We start from the raw sequence: 17,172 nt of genomic DNA, 5'->3' as shown, positions 1-17,172 counted from the left end.
TTAGACATTTATTAATCCTGAAATCACATAACATCTTCTAACGCATTACGATAAAGAAACTTACTAAAATTCATGGTATCCCTAAGTGACTTTCAATTTTAAAAGATAATAAGATCTTCAAATATTCTTCCTATTATAACATTAAAAACCTCTTCTTGGCTCACTTTTATGTACTATAAACAGTATTTTTTGCTCACAAGCAAAAGGCTATCTATGATTTCTTCAATAAAATATTTTTTTTGACGCGATTGTCTAATCTAAATGTTGCAGTTGAATTCGATCCCAAAATCTTATTTCTTCCATATTCTGTCTAAGTACTTCTTTAACTTGCCAATCTTCAAGAACTTTATTTATCTCAACTTTTGCAAAAACTGTTTTGCATAAAATGAGTGCCACTTCTCTTGGAATATTCAAAGCTATCAGCTGAAGAGTTAAAGATTTATACCCTCCCATTTCCATGCAGCTTACTATACTGGATTCCGGACTTTTAATAGAGTAAAAAGGCCTTAAAAGCGATGTCAGATCAAAACAAATACCCTTTTGTATATCATCAATTTTTTTATCAATATTATCTGAATTATTAAAATAATCGCCATTCAAAATTTCCCGAAGCGTCTTCTCTTTCATCCAGCTTACAACAGTATAGAAATAAGTTTCAGGCAATTCTCTATTAAAGAATCTACTGTAGTATTTGGGATAATTCAGTCTAATTCTACTCACTAACTTATACAGAGCATTAGACAAATTACTAGAGTTTATGTCTGTCGGAATTGTAAAATCTTTAATATTTAAATATATATCATTTATTAGTAGAGGATCTACATATCTATTCTTTAAACAAATTGCTACAGGGACTCTCAATTCTTTTTCCAACTCATTTTTTATAGTTTCTATATCCTCCAGATCATAATTTATACCAACTGAACTTAGCCGTTCCATGCAATCCAAGCCATGCTTTAACACATTATACCTTATGTAAGTTACTAAAAATATTTCTTCCTTTCCAAGCTCAGTTATTTCCTCGATGTTTTTATTTTCAAAAACTGCCTTAGAAATTGCTGTCTCATTATTTGTAAAAATATTACCATATCCTGTTTTAAGGTTTTTATTTTCATCTTTAAACAAATCAGCCTGTTTATCTGAATTAGAATCAAAAGCATTCTCATCCAGTACAAATGTCCTTCCAATTAAATCTTTTAAGAGCCTGCCAGCACGACCTCTAAGATTTGAAATTTCATAATTTGTCAATTCCGGCATTGAACCATTTATAGTCTTAGTTGAGAGATATCCATTTCTCATAATAACATTCTGCGCAGGCAGGTTAACTCCCTGCATTAATGTTGTTGTACATACTGTATTTTCAATTATCTTTTCCTTAATAGCATACTCCAATACATTTCTTATATGTGAAGGAACCTTGCCGTGATGATATGCGATATTGAGTTCTAAAGTCTTACATAGATCATAATTTGGATGTACAGTTTCAGCAATATATGCAATCAAACTATCAGAATTGCTTTTCTTAACTGGCAACCCGTGATCTGTCAAATAAACTGCTATTTTCCGTGCAGTAGATGAAGTTGGTGAAAAAATAATATTTTTGGTATCAGCTCCTAGCAAATTTATAAAGGTACTTAGATATTTAAGATATTTATCATCATATTGTTTCCCTCCTATTTTCAAATGTTCACTATTGGTAACTTCTATCACTGAGTATTCCGGATCAATTTGTGAATATTGTTTTAAAAAATACTTTTTTCCTTTTTTTCCAATACTATAAGTGAAGTTGGTCACAGGTGATGATACGGTACTAATCTCATTTGAATTCTCCTCTTGAAAAATTTCAAATCCCATATTTTTAAGACCTGATACTCTTGGGCCGCTGAAAATAATAAGATTTGGTTCGTAACTGAAACTAAGTTCAATTAAACTGTCAAATAGAATTTTTGCTCGCTCATCTTCTTTATTTTCAATACGTTCAATATTCTGTATTTCATCAACTATAAATGAATCCACATCACCAAAAGGCTTACTTTTGTCATTATATGCCGATATCGCTCTTTCTGGTGTCAGGACATAAATAATATTGTTGCTTTTACCCTTGATATAACTTGTATGTATTTCATAATTATCAATATCAAACTCCTTAAGTTTTTCATGGAAATCATTGACAACCTGATTAATCAAACTTAATGTTGGAACAACATACACGATATTGCCTCCTCTTTCGAGAATATTTTTAATACATTTTAAAAGAATTACAAAAGATTTTCCAGCAGACGTCGGAGCAGAAATACCTAAAAACTTAGATTCGGCACTTTTATTCCAAACATTTTTTTGAAAATCAGTTAGCAAAAAAACTCTTCCATTTACACTAATTTCATTTTTCAAATGATTCAATGTTGTGCTAATCTGACTGATTAAACTATTCAGTGGGCCAAATGTATTAGACTCTTTATCAAAATTTTCATCAATCATTATTGCTGACGGCGCATAACCAATTCTTGATAATACAACAACCAGAAACTCACTGAGTCCTGTCCAGTGCTGTTGTTTGTACGAGTATAATATCGACGAGAGAACAATAACCAGTTGTTTGGACACTTCATCTCTATTTCTGGAATAGTGATCGATAACGCCTACAGCCTGATACAATTTCTCATCACTTATAATAGTTTCAGACTTGTGAATTAATTGCAATTTAACAGCAGTCGCTTGAAGCTCTATATTTAAAAGATATTTAACTATAGCTTTATGTTTATCTAGTATCATAATGTTGATCCTACTTTGGATTGAAAATCATCTAATAATTTATCTAGCTCCCATATCGGAAAAACTATATAATTTATTCGGCTTAGAACGGATTTATTTACTCCTTTAAATTTCTCTTTATCAAAGTCCTTACAGCGTGTCTTAATAATTTCTTTTATATTTGCTTTAATAGAATTTTCATCGTAACCAGTAATTTTATTTGTTTCATTGTAAACAACCATACATACCAATTCAAAATGTACATTTGCAAGTTCACCATCTTTATATAATTTTACTAAGTTTTCTAACTCAGGTTCCAAAAAATCTTCATATAAATACAAATCAAGTTCTTTATCCAGAACATTAATTGAATTTACAATGCTTGAAAGTGATTTTTCAAACGCAGCATTAAATGAATATTTACTTTCATAGCATTTTGATTCACCCAGTATGAAAATATTTTGGTCCTTATCTTGTTTATAATGTATTGCATCAGCTCCAAACCTTTCATGCCCCACCGAGGTTGTGATTCTTTGTTTTCTTAATACTGGAACAGCTTTGTAATAATGCTGAATCAAATTAAAGAGTAACAGCTCACCAAACTGCCCTTGTGGATATCCCTTCCTAAATTTCTTATATGCCTGATTAGTAACAAAACTTAAAGCATTTCCAAAATCATTAGTTTCATCATACCGCTTATCAAAAAGATCTTTTGCTTTTTTTCCATTATAAACCCAGCTTACAACAGTATTAACAAGTTCTGACAAAAAATCGTCCTTTCTTTCTTTTATATCTGAAAAATTTATAGATAAACCATAATGATCGCCTTGAGGGAGGATTTCCAAATCTTCGTAGAACCAAAAAATATGATTTACAAGTTTCTTTGTATCAGTGAGATATTTATCCATATAATTTAAGGAGTATTTTATAATTTGACAAAATCAAGTTCTATATAAATGTTTATTATTTTCTTATTAAGACTTTTTATAAACTCTGCAAATAGTTAATGCTTAATATGAATACTGTGCTGTTGAACAAAATGTGATTATTTTAAGTAAATGTACCCATTACAATATTACTTTATTTACGGTTTTCCATATTGAATTTCTAAATTGAAAAATAATTTTTTTAAACTTAAATCAAACGGGTATAATTACCTGTTTTTTTCATCAACCTTTATCAAAACTTAATTCGAAAAAAGATTAGCAATGTTAATTTTATTTAATTATCATAGTAAGCAGATCAACTTAAACAATATTTTTTTAACAAGAACACATTTATATAAATTAATTTATATTTTTGATAACTAACTGGATAACAAAAACAAAAAAAATTGAATCGATGTAAATTTCACTATCAGAAAATTAATTTGTTTAAGAGAAATAATTATTCAAAATACTAAAATCGAGAGTTACCTAAGAAGTAGATTCACTAATAATAATTACTATAAAAATTGTTTGAAATAAAATAAATGGCAAGGGATATTAATAAGTCTACTTTTGACCAAGCAACAAAAATAAAGCTTGATATATTCAGAGAATCTTTTAAAGAATGGCTACCGATATTTATACATAACAAATATGTTGAAAAAAGATATATCTATGACTTTTTTGCAGGTAGCGGGATGGATTCTGATTTGAATTATGGCAGTCCGTTAATTCTATTGGAAGAAGCCAAAGGAACTGATTTAATGCATTGTAGTAAATCAGATGGCAAAAAAATTGTATTTGCTTTTAATGAAAAATTGAAAACGAAAAGCAAAGAATTAGAAAATAACGTTACTGACTTCCTTCATAAATGTCTGCAAAATTGTGGTAGACAAAAATGCGTTTATGAACATCATGTTGGCAATTATAATTTCAAAGAAGCTTTCAATAGGCCCAATGTTCTTGAAATAATGAATAACAAAAAGTATGGTAAGTTTGTCCTATTAGATCAATACGGCTTTAAAGAGGTAGATTCTGATATTTTCAATAGACTAATAAATTTTCCCAAAACCGATTTCATTTTTTTTATTTCTTCTTCATTTATTAATAGGTTCCAAAAACATGCCTCAATTAGAAAATATATTGAAACAGAAAAAATTGAGTTTAAAAAATCGGAACCTAAACATTGTCATAAATTAATTTCTCAATATTTTAAAAACCTAATTCCAAAAAACAAAGATTATTACCTTCATCAGTTCTCTATAAAAAAAGGAACAAATTATTACGGCTTGATCTTTGGAACAAGTCACTCTCTTGGTATGGAAAAATTTTTAAAAGTATGTTGGAATCAAGATAAAATGGCTGGGGAAGCAAATTTTGATATCAATAATGATTTTGCTGAAGGAACTCTTTTTTACACAGAAGAGTTTAGTAATAAAATTGAAAGATTTAAAGAAGACATTTACAATAAAATATGTAATAAAGAAATCGTTTCAAATATCGAAGGCCTAAAATTCGCATTAAAATATGGAATCCAAACAAAAATTTATTTAGAAACAATACTTAGCCTTATTGATAAAGGTAAAATTAAAATAACAAAAGGTACATTTAACAAAAAAGTTACCAGTATTCACAAATTCACATCAAATGATTTGTATGAATTTTGCATTAAATAATATCTTAATCAAATTTATTCTTTACTTTCGACCTCTAAAATTCTAGGCATTTCATCATAAGTTCTACCATTAAGAATTCTTCCGGATGCCTTTTTATTTTTACCTCCCCATTGCTTAAAAAAGAAAGAAACTTTTGCTTTTTTACATTGATCATAGATATCAAGTACCCAATCTTCATCCATTGGTCTTGCTTTTGGACCACTTTCTCCACCTACAATTACCCAATTTATCTTTTTTAAATTTAAATTTGACAAAGGTCCTATCAAGGGTTCTAAAGACAAAAATTTAGTATGCGCTTTAGTATTCCTTAAGAAATCTATACGATCTACAACCCTTTCGTCTTCAACTGAAACCCCCATCCAAATATTATGTGTCCAATTCAATTTTTTATGAACTTCAGACAGACGCTGTGCTCTCTTTGTTAGAACTTGAAATACATGCTGTGGATTATCGTTCATAACTTTAAAAACTTTTTGAATATATTCTAAAGGTATATCTTCATGAAACAGATCACTCATTGAGTTAACAAATACAACTTTTGAAGATTTCCATGTATAAGGTATTTTTAATGATGGTTCATGGACTCTAACTTTAAAATTGTCTTTGTATTTCTCGACCCCCATTGCTTTTAGCCGTTTTGACATTACCTCTGCATAACAAAACTTACAGCCCGCAGATATTTTGGTACACCCTGTTGTTGGGTTCCATGTCATTTCTGTCCATTCAATACTTGATTGTGCCATTGTTTTCGTATTTAAAATAACATTTAATCATATTTGTCTTAACCTCATTCCAACCAATATAGAAAGCACCTTTTCTTGGTTTACTATTATCCACATTATTTACAATCAAATTATTCGAGTTCTGTATTTTCTTCAAAATTTGCACTGCATGAGTCGTAAGATGCCTATTTTCAATAGTAAAATGATGCAATTCTATATTAGAACGCAATTGTGATAAAAAAGTTATTAATTTTTCTTCAAATTTATCTGTTCTCGCTTCAACTCCAATATTTGAGAATAAATCGACTTCTTCAAATTTTGGACTCCAACCACGTCCTTCTTCTTCATCAATACTCCACTTTGCTTCTAAAAATTTTTCAAATCCATACAAATGACTTGTAAAGAAGAAAAGCGCAAAAAATTCATTTACATTTCTTGTGATGATAAAAGAATCTACATAATGTTTTCCTTTTAACTTATCTCCAAAACCATCTCTCAATTTATGTATAAAATCAACTCCTGAACTACTCATGCTCTTTTCTTCCTCAGGCATTACTTCAATTAAAAAGTTGTATAAGCTTTCTGGCGTAGATTTTTTTTCAAATCTATACATAAATTGTGTAGGCAAAAATAATAAAACCTCCGTATTTCTATCGGATAATAAATTTTCTATATGACCTACACTAATGTTTTTATAGCCATAAGGATCTATAAAAACAAATCGTTTTACGCCTTTTATATTTGTTTGCTGTATTATTCGATCTTTGATTACCTGATAATCTTCATTAAAAAATTTTAATGACCCCATCTCTGGATAATGCAATTTTTTTTGGGCGATATAATTCGAAAGTTTAATTGTCTTTTCCTGATTATAATCATTGAAATTACAATTAAATATAACCTCAGAATTTTTTCTAGACTTGTAATATATCTCTTTTATTAGTCTTAAAATAATTACCGGACTCCCTTCTTTTCCATTATTATAAATACCTTCTCCACAAAATAAATCATATACTTCAACAGTATGTACACCTTTTGCTAAAGCAAGTATATTAATATATTTCTCTAAATAAAGTCTTAATAATTTAACTTTAATATCTGAGTGTTCATAAGGATTTATTTGTGAATCTTTCATATTAGTAAAATTAATTTCAATGAATATTGGTCGAGATTTATTTAGTGGTATTTTGCTTACGCTGTTAATATTGACTCTTCTTTTTGCCTGAAAAGATTGTCTTCTATTTCTTTAAAGGATTTCAGTGCCCAAGTTACATTCGCTTTAAAATGTAGTGCGTTATTTTAATATTTAGAATTTACTACAAAAAAACAAAATGCGCGAAGTCAAGGACATTCACACATTATTTATTTTACGAAAAGTTCGATGAAAATAACTTTTTTTAGTCGAATAAATTTTTCTGTACGACCGTAACATTTTTATTTATAGTCTTCTTTTGTATTATTTGGGAGACGGTTTGAGAAAGATTTTCCTGATTGATTATTACAATATCTTTTTCTTCCTGGATAAGATCTCTATTTAAATCAAACATCGGATTTTGTTCATCCAGACTTTTATCATACATCACTGCGCGAGAAATACCATACTCTCTTGCAAATCCCATTGCTAAGCGGGCTCCACTATCGAGCTTCTGACCAATCATTTTCCAACGCTCTGCGGAATTTTGAGCATAACTTGCCGCAAGAACTATTGTATCGCAAAACAAGGCTTGCAAACGATCACGTTCTTTATATCGACTACTTAACTCCATCGGACTTTTAAAATCATTTCCATATTCCGTTACGAGTAAACCTCCCTCTTCTACGATCTTAAATGCCAAATCTTTATTTTTTTTAGGTAATATATTATTTAGAGGACTCGGTAAAATAGCTACTGTTTTCCCATGAGATTCTAAAGATTGTATATGTGAAATACTGTCACAACCAATCGCCAACCCGCTTAATATCGTTGCACCCTTTTTTACAAAATCGTCAACAATTTTTCGTTCTCTCTCTTCTATAGTTCCTTCTGGATTCAATAATCCAATAACAGAGATGTTTTTGTTTTCAATACTTAGCAAATCAATATTACCCTTATAATAAAGAAAAATAGGTTTTTCACTATCTTTTACATTTCCTCGATATTGTGGAAAATGAGGATCTCCTAACGCTACAAAACCATCACAAAAATCTTGAAGTTTTTCTTGAAGTTTTATTTCAAAATCTTTTTTTAACCGTGTAAACTCGTCTACAGTTGTTGGATCGCCCTTGATAGCATTATTTAGCAAAGAGACAATGACTTCTATACTTTCATTTCCTCTTATTTTTTTTACTATCCATGCATTTCCTATGCCCTTATAGGATTTGGCTGTTAATATATTAAGTGAATTTGATGTGTACTTCATTTTTATTTTTTACTAATTTATAAATATTTAGCTTTATAAAGTATTACCAAGAGCATAAAAAATTACTTTATTAGCTCCACTATCGTAAATTGCTTGAATAGCATCCTCATCTATGTTTACATGTTTTGTATATATATCATCAATTAATAAAACATCAGTTCCCGCAATCTTATTTGAAATATTGCAAGTACTTTTTGTAATTCCAACTTTTACGGAATTATAATCTTGTGTTGTATGAGTTGTTGGAGTATCTTTAATTCTTAAAATATAATCTGTCCCATCATTAAATAAAGTCTTATTATTTAATACATATTTCTTAATTGTATCAATAAATAATAATTGCGACGATTTATAACTTGCATTACATTTTGACCTTGGTACGACACAAATTGTTAATTTATTAGTACAGGATTTTGCAATATTAGGCAGATCTTTTTCCAAAGCCTTATATAATGCATCTTGAGCACCAGATAAGGTGTACCCAAAATCTTTTTGATTATTATTAAAAGTCCCTTGGTCATTTTTAAGAGTATTAATATATCCAACTTCTGTATTATTCCATCCTTTATGATAACCATGATAGTATGCTGGTATTTCATGCTGTAAATAATCGTTTACTTCTAATTCTAAGCCTTTCATCTATTTAATTTTAAAGTTTGATTACATTGTATGGATTTATACCTGCCTGAATTGCATCTTCAATTTCACTTATTTCATTTTCGAATATTAGTACAGAATTCGGTGATATGTTTAAAACTTTTATTGCATATTCATATTTGTTTATTTTTTTATTATTCTGCTCTAATTGCCTGAAAAATAAATTGCTGAACTTGTCATGTAAGCCGTGGTAATTCAATGTCATAATTGCTCTCTCTTCACGACAATTTGAAACTAAAACAGTTTTATTTGTTTTCATGTATTTATAAAGAATATCTACAACTTCTTGATTTAGTAGAGTTTCATGCAAAAAATTTATATAGCATTCTTCTTTTTCTTTGATTATTTTATAATAATCTTCTTCACTTAAATTACAAGTTTGCTCAAGCGTACTTCTATTAAAACGTATATTAGGATTATAAGTTAAGTTGAACTCTGTTTCGGTAACAGATAATATTGCACTCTTATAAGAAAGAAAGTTAGAATAATTAGTATTGATCAAAGTTCCATCCATATCAAAAAACAAAGTACTTTCAGCAGTAATCTTATTGATGGTTTCTATTAAATTATTAGTAGTCCAATTATTCAATTCCATATTCAAGTAATTTCATACAGATTTTTTAGATCTTTTCAAACTTTAAAAGTTTTATCAATGCTAACTGTTTTAATACAATAATTTCGTTAGCAAAATAGTTTTTTTATAATTAATTGAATACCGTATAAATACCTGATTTATAAGCAAAAAAAGAGACATAATATACTTTGGTCTTTCTTTTATTTTGTCCTATACCCCCATTTAAGAAAGGACACTAACCTGTATTGACAATTTTGAAATCATTACATCGTTCACAAAACATCGCTTTCGCAGTCATAAATTTTTCCTCTAAAATTCACTTTGAAAAACATTTATAAAATTGACAATTTAATTTTTGTGGCAGAATCGTGGCACTTGCGATTTTAGGAAATTATAAACATAGTAAAATCAAGGTCTACAAAGCTTAGGTTCGAAACTGTATACCCACATCAATTACACAGTTGTACTCAGCGGACTGGTCAGGGAAACCTATCAGATTGTCCTGTTCAAAGATACTGAAGAAATGCTGTCGCTCTATCAGGCAATGGACAGGATGAAAACCCACTACGGATTTGACGCCGTGAGGAGATGCGCATGCGTCTCTTTCAAACCTAACAATAAAGACGAAATTTTAAAACGCAAAAAATAAATCATGTTTCTCAACTGCCACGCCTATCATTCCCTGCGCTGCGGCAACATTCGGCTGGATGATTTTCCCTGTCACAAATGTTCTTTTCGAGAGAATTATTGTTTGCAGCAAAGCAGCTTGATGCAGCAGCTATGCTGCATATCAGTATTTGAAGCATTTACCCGTATGATATTGGATCTGCCTGCTTGTCTGATAGCTATTTTATAACTGGAATTCATTATTCTGTAAAGAAAATTGTACCTCTCCGCTATAATTTTGGTAAGAAAGAATTACACGGCCGCAACGATCCTCCCTGCGGGACAATCTCTTAGCGACAGACGACAGCAAAAAATTAATTTAAAAATATAATGTGATGAAAACAGATACAAAGGAAAATGAGCGTCAGGATGACAAAAATTTCCAAAATACAGCATTAGGCAAGCAGGGACAGCAGAAAACTGCCTCCCCTGACGCCCACCCGTTTACAGAGAATGCCGAACCCGATTATGCAGATGATCTGAGCACGGAAGAGATCGGCAGCAGTTCCGATCAACAAAAACCTTCAGACGCGGAGCAGCAGAAATTAAAAGTCCGCAATTCAGACGTGCAGGACAGTGATAAAGACAGTAATCCATACGATTCAGAAAATCTTGATAATGAATCCGACAGCGGATCCAAAGATATAACCGAGAAGGACATTGAAGAGGATCTTATAAATAATGATCCTTCTGAAGGTTTTGAAACTGACATTGATGCGCCCCAGAGTGATGAAACTCAAAACGGCGGCTTTGAAACCATTGAACCCGATCACGATAATCCCGTAAACAAGGAATTTGAAATTGGGGAACTTGGCAACGAGGAGCTTAAAGAAGATGAACGCGTCCGAGATGAAACAGATAATGGTGCAGTCCACAATTACAGACCATCCCAGCGAAAATTTTAATACTCTTATTTTTTTTCCATATAAAACCGTTACCAATAACGGTTTTTTTTATGTGATTTCCTTTTATAACCGCATCAGACAGCCGGGTACTCCATCCATTTAATAATCTGCCTATTGCCAATCAGCCTATATTGCTGAATTATCACATACATCCTAGCTGCTTAAAATTATATAACAAAGGGCAAAAAAAATGTAAGAACAGGATTTTGAGCGTACTTTATTTTTATTGAGTCAAGTACATTTTAAGCTAACCAAAAAACAAATGTTTATGAAAGCACTATTTTCCAAAGTTGTGATACTATCGGTTTTAATGGCGGCGCTGCACATCAGCTGTGAAGCACTATGCGAAGATGAAAATGATGCCTCGAACAGCAAAGAAAATTATATAATCAAAAACGACTCACTTGCTGTTTCAAAAAATTAATGAATGCAGGAAAGCTTGGCAGCTCTCAGTCGCCTTATAACAGTTTCTGAGTCTGCATTCTTGTATTGCATCCTTTTAATACGTCCTTTCCCCATCAGGATGCGTGCTACAGTGCGCACAGGAATGACCTTTGCATTTAATTGGCTGACAGTAAAAACAATAATAATCTGAAAATAATGTAATTAAACAGATACAGACTGTAATATAGTCCGGCTCTTTCTACCGTAACTTTACTGCTCTTTAAATTACAAGAAAAGAAAAGACTGCAGATAAAGTAGCATTTATTAACTATCTAATTTTAACATTATGATACCACAAGAAAACTACGATACTTACCGTCAGGACGACAGTCTGTATCATATGGGGGAAGAATCCATCCAGTCCGAAACCATGGAACATACCGATCCTGGCGTGAACCAGCATTATAAAGACGAAAGGTCTGCCGACCACCAGCCTACCGAACTGGATCATGACGATGCCGACAGAAGAACTTTAGATGAATCTGAGGCAGATGAAGATGATGAGGATTAAAGATATTACTTTTTCCGAGGATGACCAAAGTATATAAGCCTGCGTAATGTAATCATCTCGCAGGCTTTTTTAATCTATTATTTTACAGGGCGGCAATTAATCTGGCAGCTGGTCAATGCTGACTGGTTCTATCCTTGCCTTAGCATTCATATGGTGCCTGTAGCGGCTTGAAGTTTCATAGGCCAGTTGTCTCACTCGCATAATATTGCCCAGCGGACGGTGATCAGCCAGACTGTGAAACGGATTAAAACTCAACGTGTCGTCTGCATACACACGGCGCTCGGGACTGAAAGTTTGCTGCGGATGAAAAGTAATTTTACCAACAGGCTGATAAGGACTCTGGTCCTCGGGCCACTGCACGGATCCGTCTTCCACGGGCATGATTTCCAAATCGGTGCAGAGCTGTGCGCCGATTTCATATTCCGCTGTAGCAGACTGGAAAAAATCAGCAACAATTTTTGTTAAAAAAGCGTGCTCATCTGCGTCGATAATATCCTTATCAATTTTCTTCCCCGCTAATTCCTTTACATTATCCGAAAGCGGCTTAACATTTATTTTGGCCACATAATCCCCAAAACGCAGTGCTGCCATACTGAAATAAGTATCCCCAAGGATATGCGGTCCCGGTGCGCTCAATTGATTGGTATCATCAGCAAGACCTACTGCGGCAAGTACATTCTGCACCCCGACAGCGGCCTTCTGCGCGATTTCCTGAAAGAGCTCCCCGCTGTCGGCCTGCTTTTCCAGCCCCTCCTGCATCTTGAGGTATTCCTTTATCGTTCCGGTTGGAATGACAGGATAATTTACCATAAGGAAGTCCTGGGTCACGGCGTCTGAGAGTTCTGGCAGCAGCTTTTCTCCTTCCACTCCGATTACTTTTATGGCCATACCCCTGAATGCTGACATTTTATCGGGTACGATGGAGCCCTGCGCCGTTGATAAGCGCACAATTACTGGATAGGTTCTGGCCTTGGCAAACAACCCCTGTGCCAGATGTTCGGGCAGGTTATCATATACCTTAAGCTCGCCTTTCAATACAGCATGGCTTTTGGCATGCGCATCGCGTATGGCATGTCGGTATTTCTCGTACATCAGGCGGTTAACCCTTGCCATCGAATCTATAATTTTCTGGCTGATCTCCTGTTCGTCGGGCTGTATAACTTCGATCGAATCACTGTAAGGAATATACTTTATCATGTATGGTATATTATTGTTTTTTTAATCTTTTATTTTTTTACAGGAGCAAACACGGCCTGCTGCAGGGAAAACTTTTTTGATGGTACGTTATTACCTTCAGTAAGTTCGCTGAAATTCGCATTCATGATCCAGGTTTCACTGCCCGAAACAGCCGCAGTAGAAGGAAAGGCAAAACGGTCTTCTACAGAAGTGGATTCCGAAACCTCTGCCGTAGTCCAATTATCGATGCTTTTAATCTTGAATATTTTGTTTACTCCTCCATTCTGCACTAGTGTCAAAGTGGAATTGTCATTTAAAAGCATACCGTCTGCGCTTGGAAAGAACTGCTCTATTTTTACCTTTGTCCCGCTATTGGGATTTGAAATCGGCAATTTTATAAGTGCTCCTTTCCCATTGTTTGCTACCAGCAGAAAACCTTCCGGATGATAAACAATTCCATTGGGTCCAACTCCTGCTGTTTTAAGCAGTTCGTTTGTGCTGAATACTGACGCTGTTCCTTTTGCATCCACTTTATACACAGCGTATGCATAACTATCCGTGATATAAGCATTCCCTTCTTTGTCAAAAGCCAGGTCATTAGGAAAATGTTCTCCAGCAATAAACCCGCCCAGATCAATATCATTTAATTTCTTACCTGTTTTAAGGTCAAGGATAAGAAGCCTTGCCATTTTCTTTTTGGTATCAGGCGTGCTGAATTTGCTATAGTTGGCATCGCCTGCACAGACAAAAAGCCTTTTTCCGTCGGGATGCACCTTCAGCCCGTAGGTTGATTTAAGGGTTTTATCGGCATAAAATTCCGAATACCTGCCCTCTTTGGTAACTTTTCCAACGGTACCCAATCTTGCCGAGGATACATAAAACACATTGGCAGCCTTATCGAAAGCCACTCCCTCGGGATAACTTTCAGGCGCTTCAAATTCAATGCGTTTTGTTGGCTGCTGAGCCCACGTTAACTGGGCTGCTAACAGTAGTATAATATATTTTTTCATCTTTATTTTTGTTTGAGTGCATAAATAATACCATTTGCATCATCTGATATATAAACCACATCAGAACCGATCGCCAGTCCTGCGGGTCTGCCGAACCGTTCGCTGCCGATTAAAAATCCCGTTAAGAAATCTTCAGACCCTGTGGGATTGCCCTTGCTGTCAAATTTGATGCGTTCCACTTTGTAACCGCTCGGATTTTGTCTGTTCCATGAGCCGTGCCAGCACACCAGTGCATCTCCTTTATTTTTACCGCTGTCGAAAAATGCAAAAGCAATAGGGGCGCTGTGCGCCGGGAAATCCAGTATAGATGCCTGAGTAGGTTTGACCCAGCCCTCCTTGGTATTGCCCACAGGGTCTTCCCTGCTCTGATCCACTTCCTTCTTGCCGTAGGCGAAAGGAAATCCGTAATTGCCTCCCATAATAATCTTATTTAATTCTTCGGGAGGCCAGTCGTCTCCTTTAGTGTCTCCGCCATTGTCCACACCCCACATTTCTTTGGTCTGAGGCTGCCAGTCAAAACCGATGGTATTTCGAAGCCCTGACGCATAAAGCGTTCTTTTCCAAGTCTGCGGGTCCACCTGCAGCATGGCGGCAGTTTCCTTATCGCTTTCCTTACAGTCGTTGCAGACGCTTCCCACTGAGATATACAATTTGCCGTCAGGCCCGAAATCCATCGTGCGGTTCGCATGCTGCCCGCCGCTCGGCAGATCTTTAATCAGCGTATCGGCGGCCTTGCCCAAAGTTCCATCAGCATTTAATGCATATCTAAGTACTTTGTTGTTATTGCACAGGTACATAAAATCATCTTTGGCCGTAATGCCGTGTACTCCTGGAAAATCAGCTACACGTGTCATATCGTCAAACCTGCCGTCGTTGTTGGTATCGGTCAGCATCAGCACATCTCCCGCATCGCGTCTTGTAACATAGAGCTGGCCTTTTTTGCCGATATACAGCATCCTTGGTTTTCCAAGTCCCATCGCGGCAGGGGTCGCCTGCCAGCCATTTGCCGTTTTAAGGCCCGATGCGAGTGAGGAACTGTACTCAAGATGGGTAGGGAAATTGGTAATGGTCACTTTCTTGGTATCTTCTTTAGGAGGTATGCCTTTCTGGCCGTAGGAAAGCAGCCCCATCACACATAGAAATGCAGTAAACTGGTATTTCGTTTTCATATAGCGTAAATTAATTAGTTATCAATAGCTGCTCAAATACTTTAAAATGAGAATATTAGTCTTGATTTGCATATCCAAAAGTATTACCAATAAATAGTAATCAATTACAAGATATGCTCTAATACTTATAGGATTTACAGCAGATGGGAAAATTCAAGTAGGATTGGAATGGGTAAAATGGGTCTGGCAGGCAGAATTGAGTTCTCAGCGGCAGTACTAGATAGTGAGACAGGACGAAAATTTTTATAAACTAAATTTCCTCGTCGGTTATTGGATGTATTTAATCTTTGATTTAGCAAATTCGTCCAAAATCAGCTGTACAGATCTTTCTACATCTTTGGCGATAAGGGAAGATTCCAAAAGGTAATTGTCGACGTAATCAAAGACAGTCTTTTCTGTTTCGTCCAACTTTCTGATCGGATCTTCCTGATTGGACGAAGCAAAAGTACTTTCGAGATGTATTTTCAAATCGTTTTCAAATTTCTCTAATAAATCTTTCATTTATTCTTGTAATTTTTAAATGTTGCATAATAAAAATAAATATAATATCATATATGAAAAAAAACAGTACTCCAAAACTTGCATCAGCTGGCCATCTCTTATAAGTTCTTAATACAAATAATATAAGCTGACTGCAGGCCTGACCTGTAAATTTCACCTTCCTTTCGATGAGCTGTAGATTATATAACCTGCGAGGTACTGTATTTGTATTTATTAACCGGATTACAATACCTGATCTGAACTTTAGGTAATCTGCATACTAGTAACGCTTATAAAAAAGGCCCGTACTCACAGTACAGGCCAACTTTTATATTATTCCTAGGCCTAATCTTCCTCGTTTGCATCAAAATTAATGGTATTATAGGCTGCCTCGGTAAGCAGTGTATCTGCTTCTTTTTCCTCCGCCAATGTTTTCTCCAGCAGCAGTACCGCATCATCTTCGCCAAGTGTAGTAGCAAAAGCTGCCAATGTACCGTATGTTGCAATCTCGTAATGCTCTATTTTCTGAGACGCTGCTATGATTCCTGCGTCACGAACAGGTCCTGCTTCGGTTTCTTCCATAATGCTTTCTCCTTCCTTGATAAGTCCTTCCATTGCGTCGCATTTCTTGGCCGCAGCCTTCTCGCCAATTAAAGAAAAAACCTGCTCCAGTCTTTTAACCTGTTCTTCTGTAACGCTAAGATGATCGTTGATAGCAGTTACCAGGTTCTCGGAAGTGGAGTTCTTAGCCATTTTTGGCAATGCTTTAGTCAGGGCTTTTTCTGCCCAGTAAATATCTTTCAATGAATCTACAAATAGTTCTCTTAGTCCATCGGCAGCAGTCGATTTTGCTTTTACTTTTCCGTCTGCGCTCTTAGATGCTGTTTTTGCAGTATTTCTTGATGCAGTACTTTTGGATGCCGTACTTTTTGCTTTATCCGCCGTAGTTTTTTTTGCTGTAGTTGCCATAATTTTTTAATTTAATATTATATCCAAATTTACAAAGCCATCAACAGAGAGCCTTACATAATGATCCGTTATATCTTACAGTATTCAAACCTCATAGCAATATAAATCAGCAGGTTACAGACGCGAACTAATACATC

16 protein-coding genes are annotated in these 17,172 nt (G+C 34.2%); 4 read left to right on the top strand and 12 right to left on the bottom strand.

All coding sequences use genetic code 11. From position 1 onward, the window contains the following. Nucleotides 1-252: 252 nt before the first annotated feature. Nucleotides 253-2,772 carry a DEAD/DEAH box helicase gene (locus tag K6T82_RS03510; RefSeq protein WP_223704611.1) on the bottom strand — a complete coding sequence of 840 codons (2,520 nt, stop codon included), beginning with the start codon at nucleotides 2,770-2,772 and terminating at the stop codon, nucleotides 253-255. Further along, nucleotides 2,769-3,659: a HamA C-terminal domain-containing protein gene (locus K6T82_RS03505; protein WP_223704610.1), complete on the bottom strand. Its 891-nt coding sequence runs from the start codon at nucleotides 3,657-3,659 to the stop codon at nucleotides 2,769-2,771. Before K6T82_RS03505 ends, K6T82_RS03510 begins: the two co-directional genes overlap by 4 nt. Before the next feature lie 563 nt (nucleotides 3,660-4,222). Between K6T82_RS03505 and tcmP (K6T82_RS03500) the strand changes: the two genes are divergently transcribed. Then, nucleotides 4,223-5,353 carry a three-Cys-motif partner protein TcmP gene (gene tcmP / locus K6T82_RS03500; RefSeq protein WP_223704609.1) on the top strand — a complete coding sequence of 377 codons (1,131 nt, stop codon included), beginning with the start codon at nucleotides 4,223-4,225 and terminating at the stop codon, nucleotides 5,351-5,353. 14 nt (nucleotides 5,354-5,367) lie between these two features. On the opposite strand, the gene K6T82_RS03495 is transcribed toward tcmP (K6T82_RS03500), so the two are convergent. The 5 genes from K6T82_RS03495 to K6T82_RS03475 all read right to left on the bottom strand — a co-directional run bounded on the left by K6T82_RS03495 (nucleotide 5,368) and on the right by K6T82_RS03475 (nucleotide 9,726). Beyond that, nucleotides 5,368-6,096: a DUF5131 family protein gene (locus K6T82_RS03495; protein WP_223704608.1), complete on the bottom strand. Its 729-nt coding sequence runs from the start codon at nucleotides 6,094-6,096 to the stop codon at nucleotides 5,368-5,370. Then, on the bottom strand, nucleotides 6,077-7,210 hold the full coding sequence (tcmP, locus tag K6T82_RS03490; RefSeq protein WP_223704607.1) for a three-Cys-motif partner protein TcmP: 1,134 nt from the start codon (nucleotides 7,208-7,210) through the stop codon (nucleotides 6,077-6,079). The genes K6T82_RS03495 and tcmP (K6T82_RS03490) overlap by 20 nt, the downstream gene beginning before the upstream one ends. Nucleotides 7,211-7,472: 262 nt before the next feature. Further along, the gene (locus K6T82_RS03485; RefSeq protein WP_223704606.1) at nucleotides 7,473-8,474 is read right to left on the bottom strand and encodes a DNA-processing protein DprA; all 1,002 of its coding nucleotides are present in this window, start codon (nucleotides 8,472-8,474) and stop codon (nucleotides 7,473-7,475) included. A 33-nt stretch (nucleotides 8,475-8,507) separates the two neighbouring features. Next, nucleotides 8,508-9,113 carry a hypothetical protein gene (locus K6T82_RS03480; protein ID WP_223704605.1) on the bottom strand — a complete coding sequence of 202 codons (606 nt, stop codon included), beginning with the start codon at nucleotides 9,111-9,113 and terminating at the stop codon, nucleotides 8,508-8,510. 10 nt (nucleotides 9,114-9,123) lie between these two features. Continuing rightward, nucleotides 9,124-9,726, bottom strand: a complete 603-nt coding sequence (locus K6T82_RS03475; RefSeq protein ID WP_223704604.1) for an HAD hydrolase-like protein — start codon at nucleotides 9,724-9,726, stop codon at nucleotides 9,124-9,126. Between the two features lie 980 nt (nucleotides 9,727-10,706). Here K6T82_RS03475 and K6T82_RS03465 point away from each other — a divergent pair. From K6T82_RS03465 to K6T82_RS03455, 3 genes are all read left to right on the top strand, one after another. Continuing rightward, entirely contained in the window at nucleotides 10,707-11,276 is a 570-nt protein-coding gene (locus tag K6T82_RS03465; protein ID WP_219071273.1) for a hypothetical protein, read from the top strand. Nucleotides 11,277-11,544: 268 nt separating this feature from the next. Continuing rightward, entirely contained in the window at nucleotides 11,545-11,700 is a 156-nt protein-coding gene (locus tag K6T82_RS03460) for a hypothetical protein (protein WP_223704603.1), read from the top strand. A 306-nt stretch (nucleotides 11,701-12,006) separates the two neighbouring features. Continuing rightward, nucleotides 12,007-12,231, top strand: a complete 225-nt coding sequence (locus K6T82_RS03455; RefSeq protein WP_012024726.1) for a hypothetical protein — start codon at nucleotides 12,007-12,009, stop codon at nucleotides 12,229-12,231. 96 nt (nucleotides 12,232-12,327) lie between these two features. Here K6T82_RS03455 and K6T82_RS03450 read toward each other — a convergent pair whose 3' ends face one another. From K6T82_RS03450 to K6T82_RS03430, 5 genes are all read right to left on the bottom strand, one after another. Next, nucleotides 12,328-13,428, bottom strand: a complete 1,101-nt coding sequence (locus K6T82_RS03450) for a catalase family protein (protein ID WP_223704602.1) — start codon at nucleotides 13,426-13,428, stop codon at nucleotides 12,328-12,330. A gap of 29 nt (nucleotides 13,429-13,457) precedes the next feature. Beyond that, nucleotides 13,458-14,315, bottom strand: coding sequence for a beta-propeller domain-containing protein (locus K6T82_RS03445; protein ID WP_223704601.1), 858 nt, complete (start codon nucleotides 14,313-14,315; stop codon nucleotides 13,458-13,460). 104 nt (nucleotides 14,316-14,419) lie between these two features. Next, nucleotides 14,420-15,586: a PQQ-dependent sugar dehydrogenase gene (locus tag K6T82_RS03440; protein WP_219071277.1), complete on the bottom strand. Its 1,167-nt coding sequence runs from the start codon at nucleotides 15,584-15,586 to the stop codon at nucleotides 14,420-14,422. A 267-nt stretch (nucleotides 15,587-15,853) separates the two neighbouring features. Then, nucleotides 15,854-16,087 (bottom strand): hypothetical protein, encoded by a 234-nt coding sequence (locus tag K6T82_RS03435; protein ID WP_149207790.1) that lies wholly within the window; start codon nucleotides 16,085-16,087, stop codon nucleotides 15,854-15,856. 324 nt (nucleotides 16,088-16,411) lie between these two features. After that, nucleotides 16,412-17,035, bottom strand: a complete 624-nt coding sequence (locus K6T82_RS03430; protein WP_223704600.1) for a YciE/YciF ferroxidase family protein — start codon at nucleotides 17,033-17,035, stop codon at nucleotides 16,412-16,414. Nucleotides 17,036-17,172 lie beyond the last annotated feature (137 nt).

The organism is Flavobacterium potami (assembly GCF_020026915.1).
Classification (GTDB): domain Bacteria; phylum Bacteroidota; class Bacteroidia; order Flavobacteriales; family Flavobacteriaceae; genus Flavobacterium; species Flavobacterium potami.
The sequence above is the reverse complement of the archived record's forward strand: the minus strand, read 5'-3'. Positions and strand labels throughout refer to the sequence as shown.

Excerpts from the sequence above, each read along its gene's own strand:
- K6T82_RS03510 (WP_223704611.1), bottom strand. The coding sequence starts at position 2,772 with ATGATACTAGATAAACATAAAGCTATAGTTAAATATCTTTTAAATATA.
- K6T82_RS03505 (WP_223704610.1), bottom strand. The coding sequence starts at position 3,659 with ATGGATAAATATCTCACTGATACAAAGAAACTTGTAAATCATATTTTT.
- tcmP (WP_223704609.1), top strand. The coding sequence starts at position 4,223 with ATGGCAAGGGATATTAATAAGTCTACTTTTGACCAAGCAACAAAAATA.
- K6T82_RS03495 (WP_223704608.1), bottom strand. The coding sequence starts at position 6,096 with ATGGCACAATCAAGTATTGAATGGACAGAAATGACATGGAACCCAACA.
- tcmP (WP_223704607.1), bottom strand. The coding sequence starts at position 7,210 with ATGAAAGATTCACAAATAAATCCTTATGAACACTCAGATATTAAAGTT.
- K6T82_RS03485 (WP_223704606.1), bottom strand. The coding sequence starts at position 8,474 with ATGAAGTACACATCAAATTCACTTAATATATTAACAGCCAAATCCTAT.
- K6T82_RS03480 (WP_223704605.1), bottom strand. The coding sequence starts at position 9,113 with ATGAAAGGCTTAGAATTAGAAGTAAACGATTATTTACAGCATGAAATA.
- K6T82_RS03475 (WP_223704604.1), bottom strand. The coding sequence starts at position 9,726 with ATGGAATTGAATAATTGGACTACTAATAATTTAATAGAAACCATCAAT.
- K6T82_RS03465 (WP_219071273.1), top strand. The coding sequence starts at position 10,707 with ATGAAAACAGATACAAAGGAAAATGAGCGTCAGGATGACAAAAATTTC.
- K6T82_RS03460 (WP_223704603.1), top strand. The coding sequence starts at position 11,545 with ATGAAAGCACTATTTTCCAAAGTTGTGATACTATCGGTTTTAATGGCG.
- K6T82_RS03455 (WP_012024726.1), top strand. The coding sequence starts at position 12,007 with ATGATACCACAAGAAAACTACGATACTTACCGTCAGGACGACAGTCTG.
- K6T82_RS03450 (WP_223704602.1), bottom strand. The coding sequence starts at position 13,428 with ATGATAAAGTATATTCCTTACAGTGATTCGATCGAAGTTATACAGCCC.
- K6T82_RS03440 (WP_219071277.1), bottom strand. The coding sequence starts at position 15,586 with ATGAAAACGAAATACCAGTTTACTGCATTTCTATGTGTGATGGGGCTG.
- K6T82_RS03435 (WP_149207790.1), bottom strand. The coding sequence starts at position 16,087 with ATGAAAGATTTATTAGAGAAATTTGAAAACGATTTGAAAATACATCTC.
- K6T82_RS03430 (WP_223704600.1), bottom strand. The coding sequence starts at position 17,035 with ATGGCAACTACAGCAAAAAAAACTACGGCGGATAAAGCAAAAAGTACG.